Annotated in this window: 5 protein-coding genes; 2 read left to right on the top strand and 3 right to left on the bottom strand. The window is 59.9% G+C overall.

The genetic code is table 11. From position 1 onward, the window contains the following. Nucleotides 1-75: 75 nt before the first annotated feature. Nucleotides 76-864, bottom strand: a complete 789-nt coding sequence (locus tag PMI23_RS27110) for a response regulator transcription factor (protein WP_007914633.1) — start codon at nucleotides 862-864, stop codon at nucleotides 76-78. 126 nt (nucleotides 865-990) lie between these two features. Then, on the bottom strand, nucleotides 991-1,461 hold the full coding sequence (locus tag PMI23_RS27105; RefSeq protein WP_176472353.1) for an A24 family peptidase: 471 nt from the start codon (nucleotides 1,459-1,461) through the stop codon (nucleotides 991-993). A 75-nt stretch (nucleotides 1,462-1,536) separates the two neighbouring features. On the opposite strand from PMI23_RS27105, the gene PMI23_RS27100 reads away from it, so the two are divergent. Both PMI23_RS27100 and PMI23_RS27095 read left to right on the top strand, forming a co-directional pair. After that, entirely contained in the window at nucleotides 1,537-1,980 is a 444-nt protein-coding gene (locus PMI23_RS27100; RefSeq protein WP_007914631.1) for a TadE/TadG family type IV pilus assembly protein, read from the top strand. Beyond that, the gene (locus tag PMI23_RS27095; RefSeq protein WP_007914630.1) at nucleotides 1,977-4,730 is read left to right on the top strand and encodes a PAS domain-containing sensor histidine kinase; all 2,754 of its coding nucleotides are present in this window, start codon (nucleotides 1,977-1,979) and stop codon (nucleotides 4,728-4,730) included. The genes PMI23_RS27100 and PMI23_RS27095 overlap by 4 nt, the downstream gene beginning before the upstream one ends. Here the strand turns inward: PMI23_RS27095 and PMI23_RS27090 are convergent. Next, a complete protein-coding gene (locus tag PMI23_RS27090; RefSeq protein ID WP_007914629.1) occupies nucleotides 4,727-6,724 on the bottom strand; it encodes a pilus assembly protein TadG-related protein in 1,998 nt (665 codons plus the stop codon). The two genes, PMI23_RS27095 and PMI23_RS27090, sit on opposite strands and share 4 nt — an antisense overlap. Between the last annotated feature and the right edge of the window lie 135 nt (nucleotides 6,725-6,859).

The following is a 6,859-nucleotide window of genomic DNA, read 5'->3' as shown; positions in this document are numbered from 1 at the left end:
CGCCAGCCGCAACACCCAAAAAAACGGATATACACACCAAACCCCAAGAACCTGGTCGGCCCAAAGGCCGCCAAGTCAATGCGCCGTAACCCTCTGCCGCGCAGCAGAAGCACTCGGCGACAAAGCCAGAGCCAACTGCGTCCGATTATGCATATGCGTCAACCGCAACACCTGCGAAACATAAAGCTTCACCGTGTTCTCGGTAATCCCCAACTCACAGGCAATCTGATAATTGGTCTGCCCCTTGCCCACCAACCGCGCCACATCCAATTGCCGCGGCGACAACTGATTGAAAATCGCCGGCATCTCCTGCGCCTCAGCCTCAGCAGACTCACCCCCCAATCCATCGCGAGCCACCGACGAAGGACTACGCCGTACCTTGTCCAGATCCTGATAAAGGTCATCAATCGACTCAGACAGATACTGCAACTTCTGATTCAAATGCCCCAGTTGCAGATTCTTCTGCCGTTCCTGCAGAGCCGCCTCCTGTCGCCGCACACCTTCGAGCAATTCATCCAGATCAATCGGCTTCTGATAGTAATCAGCAATCCCGGCACGCAACGCCTTGATCACATCCTGCTTGTCGGCACGCCCGGTGAGCATGATCGCCTCAAAAGCCCGATGCTTGCCCGCCAGTCGCTGCAACGCCTGAATCAACTGAATGCCATCCATGTCCGGCATGTGCAGATCACTCAGCACCAGACCGATTTCCGCGTCCTCAGTAAAACGCTCGATCGCCTGCAGACTCGATTCGCACGGCACACAGCGATAACCGCTACTTTCAAGAAACTCGCACAGCTCCTCAACAATCAACGGCTGATCGTCGACCACGAGGACTTTTACCGCAGACGTAAGCTTGTTCACGTGCTACTCCATGTGCCAGGCCAAAGCTGACCATTCCTGTACTGCCAGCCTTTGGCTGTATAACCAGTTCCTTTGAAAGTAGACGTACTTTCCGACTATGTACATAGGACTAGTGGCGCTTGGCGACTAGTGGATCCAAAGCATGACAAACACGGCCCCCACCAACACGAACGGTGCAAATGGCAGCTTTTTTGACTTATCTGGCGCCAGATATCGCAGACGATCTCTAAGCCCTTGACTCATATGGAGCCAGACTCTTGGCGCCAGCAGCAGCCAGACCACACTGGCAAACCCTGCGCCAATAAACACGCCAAGAATGAACAGACCGTCCGTCGCAAGGCCCAGAGCTGTCATTAATTTCACATCGCCGGCACCCATCCGGCCCATGAAAAAACCCGGAAGGGTCAGCGCCAGAGCGATCAGGCAAGCCCAACCGCCCTGCCCCGCATCAGCGCCCAGCCAAGTGCTGCCGGTCCACAGCAGCCAGATCAGCGCCAGCGCGGCGACGCCGAAGGTCAGCCCATTGGCGATGCGTCGCTGGCGGGCGTCTTGCGCCGCGCACAGCCCCAGCCAGATCAAGAGGACAAAACTGTACATCGGGTAAAAACCGTCCATTTTTGCGGAATGATTCTATGCTGATACTACGCAGTGACAGTCAGGGTAGACGCACTCATGAAAACCGGCTTTCGGAAGTCGCAAAAAGGTGCGGTGGCGATCGAGTTCGCCTTGGTGTTCATCATCTTTTTCGCCGTGTTCTACGGTCTGGTCAGCTACAGCCTGCCGTTGGTGATGATGCAATCGTTCAATCAGGCCACGTCCGAAGCGGTACGCCGCAGTGTCGCGGTCGACCCCAACACGCCCGACTATCCAACGGTCGTGCTTAACACCGCGAATGCCACGCTGACCCAGCAATTGTCCTGGATTCCGCCGGTCTTCAACCTGGTGGTCGGCGTTGATACCAGCAGCCAATACAGCGCGTCAGGCCTGCTGACGGTGCGAGTGGATTATCCAGTCAGCAAGTTGAATCAGGTCATGCCGTTTCTGGTGCTTCCGGTCGTTGGCACAGTGCCTAGTCTGCCCACCTATCTGACCGCCAAATCGAGTCTGCAATTTTGACGTCGGGGGACAAACTGTTCGGGCGCTTGCTCAAACGCACACCACCCGCCGCCCATGAGTTGCCCGACCCTCTCGGCTCACCCGCAACAGGCTTGCACCTGTACCTGAACGATGACGGTGGCGTGCTGCAAATGGCTGGGCCGTTGCGGCATCTGCTGGCGCAGTTCAAGCCTCACGAACACCCTTTACCGCTGAGCGCCTACCTGCTGCCGCACAGCACACTGGCCATCGAAGGTCGACCAAGGGAGTGGCAGGGGCTGCTGCTTGATCTCGACTTCTTCGGTCTGGGCGAGCAGACCGTGCACCTGCGTGGCTGGGTGCAGCCGCAGGGCGAAGGCTGGCTGATGCAGTTGATCGATATCGCCGACTTGCTGCTCGAACGTCAACAATCGCGTCAGCGGGATGCCTGCCAATTGATTGCCGGGCAGATCAGCGAACAGTTACGCGCGTGCAGCCAGTTGCGTTTGCCAGTGATCGTCAGCGAACAATTGCAACTGATCGCCCAGCGTTGGCATATCCCTTGTGTGGCCCTGGCTTTGCTCGATGACGAGCAACAGGGTTGGCAAATCTATCGCCAGTATCGCGCTCACGATGCGCCGAATCTGTGGCATGACCAGCAGCGTCTGGGCACGCCGCTGGACAGCCTGAACGGTGTCGCGCCACAGCGTGTCGGCGCACACCATGGCCTCGACGAACACTCGCGGGTGCAAGTCCTGTTCGGCAATGCCGAAGGTTTCGCGGTGCCGTATAGCGATGAACGCGGCGTGGTGGCTTGGCTGCTCTGCGGTTTTTACTCCGTGGACAGCGCCGCGCCGTACCTGACCGAGCGCGACTGGATCGCACTGGTCGGCGCACTGGCCGGGCCTTTACTGGGGCGTTTGCGTGAACAGCAACATCACCTGCAACTGGAACGCATCGAAGCGCTGCAAACCCTGCTGGGCACCGGCTGGTGGGAGATCCTTGCAGGCGACAACAACATTCAATTGGCGCCTGCGCTGGCCGCAGCCCTGAAGGTGAACCCTGGCGGATTATCGCTGGAAGACTGGCTGAGGCAAATCCATCCCGCCGACCGTGAAGAGCTGCGCAGCCGTCTGCAAGCCTTGCAGCAACAGGGCGAAGCCCTGACGCTTTCGGTGCGTCTGAGCAGCGATGATCCCGCGCAGGCCCCCCTGTGGTATCGCGTGCAGGGCCAAGTGATTGGCAGCGGCGAGTACCGCCGGTTGGTCGGTTTCATGCTCGATATCAGCGACATTCAGAACCAGCACCAACGAGCCGCTGCCGCACATGCACGGCTCGACAATCTGATCGCCAGTTCGCCCGCAGTAATTTACGTCCAGCAGTACCACGAAGGTGCACTGATTCCGGCGTTCTTCAGTGCCAGCCTGCAGCCGTTGCTGGGCTGGAGCCTTGATGATTGCGGGGACGGGGCCTTGGTCGAAATGATCCACCCCGAAGACCGTGACCTGTATTTCGCCCGCAGTCGCCAGCTGTTGCGCGAAGGTTCAGTGCGCGCGCGTTATCGGCTGCGCGATCGTCACGGTGAATATCACTGGCTGCTCGATGAAGCCAAGTTGCTGCGCAATGACCTGGGCCTGCCCGTGGAAGCAGTCGGTCTGTGGCTGGACGTCACCGAGGCGACCCTGGCGGCCGAGCAGGTGAAAAAGAGCGAAGAGCGCTATCGGATTCTGGTGGAGGACTCGCCAGCGATGATCTGTCGTTATCGCCCGGACCTGATTCTGACCTTTGGCAACCGGCCGCTGGCGAGGTATCTGGAATGCACGCCGGAGCAACTGCCAGGGGTCGATCTGGGCAGTTGGATGTCCGAGGAACAACGCGCCGCATTCGTCCAGCGTCTCGGATCACTGACGGCGGAGCAGCCGGTGAGCACCGCAGAAATCAGCCTGCAACTGCCCGGCCGCGAACACGCCTGGTGGGTCTGGTCCGATCGCGGTGTATTCGATGAACACGGCCAATTGATCGAAGTGCAAGCGGTGGGCCGCGACAACACCGAGGTGCGCCGCTCGCAGCAGCAACTCACGCAAAGCGCGAAAATGGCCACCCTTGGCGAAATGGCCACCGGCCTGGCCCATGAAATCAATCAGCCGCTGAACGTCATGCGCATGGCCATCGTCAACGTGCTCAAGCGTCTGGGCAACGGCGATGTGCAGGTCGACTACCTGACCGACAAACTCAACCGCATCGACGCGCAGGTGCAGCGTGCGGCGAAAGTGGTCGATCACATGCGCGTATTCGGCCGGCGCTCGGAGATCGAGCAGCAACTGTTCAACCCCGCCTCGGCCATTGAAGGCACGCTGTCGCTGCTGGCCGAGGGCATGCGCGGCAAAGGCGTGGATTTGCGCATCAGCGAGACCGGGTTCGAGGTCCAGGTGCGCGGCTACGTCGATCAGCTTGAACAGGTGTTGATCAATCTGATGGTCAACGCGCGGGATGCGTTGCTGAGCAAACGCGAGAAGGACTCAAGCTTCAAACCGTGGATCTCAATCTATGCCGAACGCGATGAACAGTGCGTGCGGTTGTGGGTCGAGGACAACGGTGGCGGTATCGATCCACGTTTGCTGGAGCGGATCTTCGAGCCGTTTTTCACCACCAAACCGATCGGCGTCGGCACCGGTCTGGGATTGTCTGTGAGCTACGGCATCATCGACAACATGGGTGGCCGGTTGAGCGTGCGCAACTCGGTGGAGGGCGCACGGTTCTGCATCGAATTGCCGGTTGCCGTGGACGCCTAGATCACCAGATAGGCCTTGCCGGTCTGGCCGCAGGTCATGTTGGCGCCGACGTCGACGTCCATCAGATTGATGCCCAGACCTTTGAGCAGGTTGTTCAGCAGCGGGTCGAGCAACGGGCTGACCAGATTGGTCACCACTGGCAGTAACTTGCTGGTGACATCGCTGATCAACGAGGCGACGCCGGTAACAACGGCACCCAATGGATTGCTGCCCTGGGGTTTGTAGACGATCAGGTTGATGCCGGCGAGGGTGTTCGACAGGCTGCCGACGATGTTGTTGGTGGGTGCGGCTGACTGAATGCTTGGGGGCAATTTGAGGTTGGCCGGGGTGGCGAATGGCGTGGCGCTGGAGAAGACCAGATCCTGAGTGTTTTGCGCGACGCTGGTGTCGAGCATGATGCCGATGCCTCCCGCGCCGAAAGGGACATGGGTGGCAGGATCACAGGTGCCGAGCAGCAGGATTTTGTGACAGGTGACGATCCCCAGATCGATCAGCGCCAAGGGCGCCACCGTGGGTTCGGCCGCCGAAGAGAAGGCATTGGTCGGATCGATCTTGCCGAGTTTCAAATCAGCGATGGACGTGATGGTATGCGCGGTCAGGCTCTTGGTGCCGGTGGTGCCCGTCGGACAGCTGTAATCGGTGACATAACTCTTGGCGCCACCGGCATCCAGACTGATGTCGATTTGCGGTGATGGCAGCAATTGTGGATCAAGTTGCTCACAACCGGCGCCCAACAGACACAGGACTGAATTGAGCGTACTGACCAGATTCAGACTCAGTAGTGCATTGAGGGTCGGGGTCAAGCCACCGACCAGCCCCAGCACGGCATTGGTCAGCCCGGTGACGCCGCTGAGCACCGGCAGACTGACTGACACCAATGTGCGCACCTGCGCCGTACGCACATAAATCCGGTCCGCCCCGGTCGGGTTGACCTTGGCCCGCGCCGGATCGCCAATCGCAGAAAACTGCGGCGGTTCGATCACTTTCACCCGCACCGTGACATTCGCCAGCCCGAGCACGCTGATCGGCAATGTCGCTGCCACCGCACTCTTGCTGTTGGCCAGTTGCACCACGCCCTGAATCAGTTGCAGCAGTTGCAGATTGGCGTCCAGCCCTGCCGCCGTGGTGCCAGTCTGCAGTTGCAGGATGTCGCCGAGTTTGACCGGCGCGGCATTGATTGCCGCGACCTGCAATTGGCCCAGTGCAGTGATCACCTGGGCGGTCGCGCCATTGAGCTGCACCACCGTCGCCGCCGCCTGAATCAGTTGCGTCACGGTCGCCTGGGTGTTGAGCAACTGCGTGTAATTGCCGGCCGCGACGTTGAGATTGATCGCCAGTTGATCAAGGTATTTGAGCAAGTTGATGTCGGTGTTCAGCAGGCCATCCCAGCCCAGAGCCGTGAGATTGACGTTACCGCCCAATAATCCGGAAAACAGTGGATTGAGGATGTTCGACTGCGCCGTATCGATGCTGGCCAGGGTGCTGCGAATATTCAACTGGGCCACCGTCGGCTGCGGTTTGGCGGCCACCGCCGAGGCATTGAGCGTGGTATTGAGACTGACCGGTGTGCCGCTGAACAAGGCCTGTACGCCACCGGCAAAACTGCTGGTCACCGTGCGACTGGCGACGACTTTGACCGCTGCCGCTTGCGTGGCATCCACTGCGAACGTGCGCAGGCCGGTGGCGGCCGTCACCAAGGTGCCGCATGTGGTGGCTAGGGTGTTGCTGGCATCGACGAGGTAGCCATTGCGCACGGCGCTCTGCCCGGCATAACTGGCGGCGCTCAGGCCCGGCAGGCAATTACCGCCACGGCTGACGGCTTCGAGGGCGGCGTTGTCGACCACGCGCTGCAATTTGCGCTGTTCCATGTACAGGCGGCCGGTGTCGACCACCAACAACAGCATCACCACCGCCAGACTGAGGGTGGCCGCCGCCATCAAGCCAATCGCCCCGCGCTGCCGGGCCGGGCTGTTGAATCGCGAACGAGGCGACATGGCGCACTCCTTTGCCGCTAGCTCCATTGGTGCAACTGAGTGTAGACGCGCAATCCCCGGTAGGAGCTGCCGCAGGCTGCGATCTTTTGATCTTGACCTCTAAAAAGCAAAATCAAAAGATCGCAGCCTTCGGCA

The organism is Pseudomonas sp. GM24 (genome assembly GCF_000282235.1).
Classification (GTDB): Bacteria; Pseudomonadota; Gammaproteobacteria; order Pseudomonadales; family Pseudomonadaceae; genus Aquipseudomonas.
Note: the sequence above shows the minus strand (reverse complement) of the source record. Positions and strands in the feature narration are given on the sequence as shown.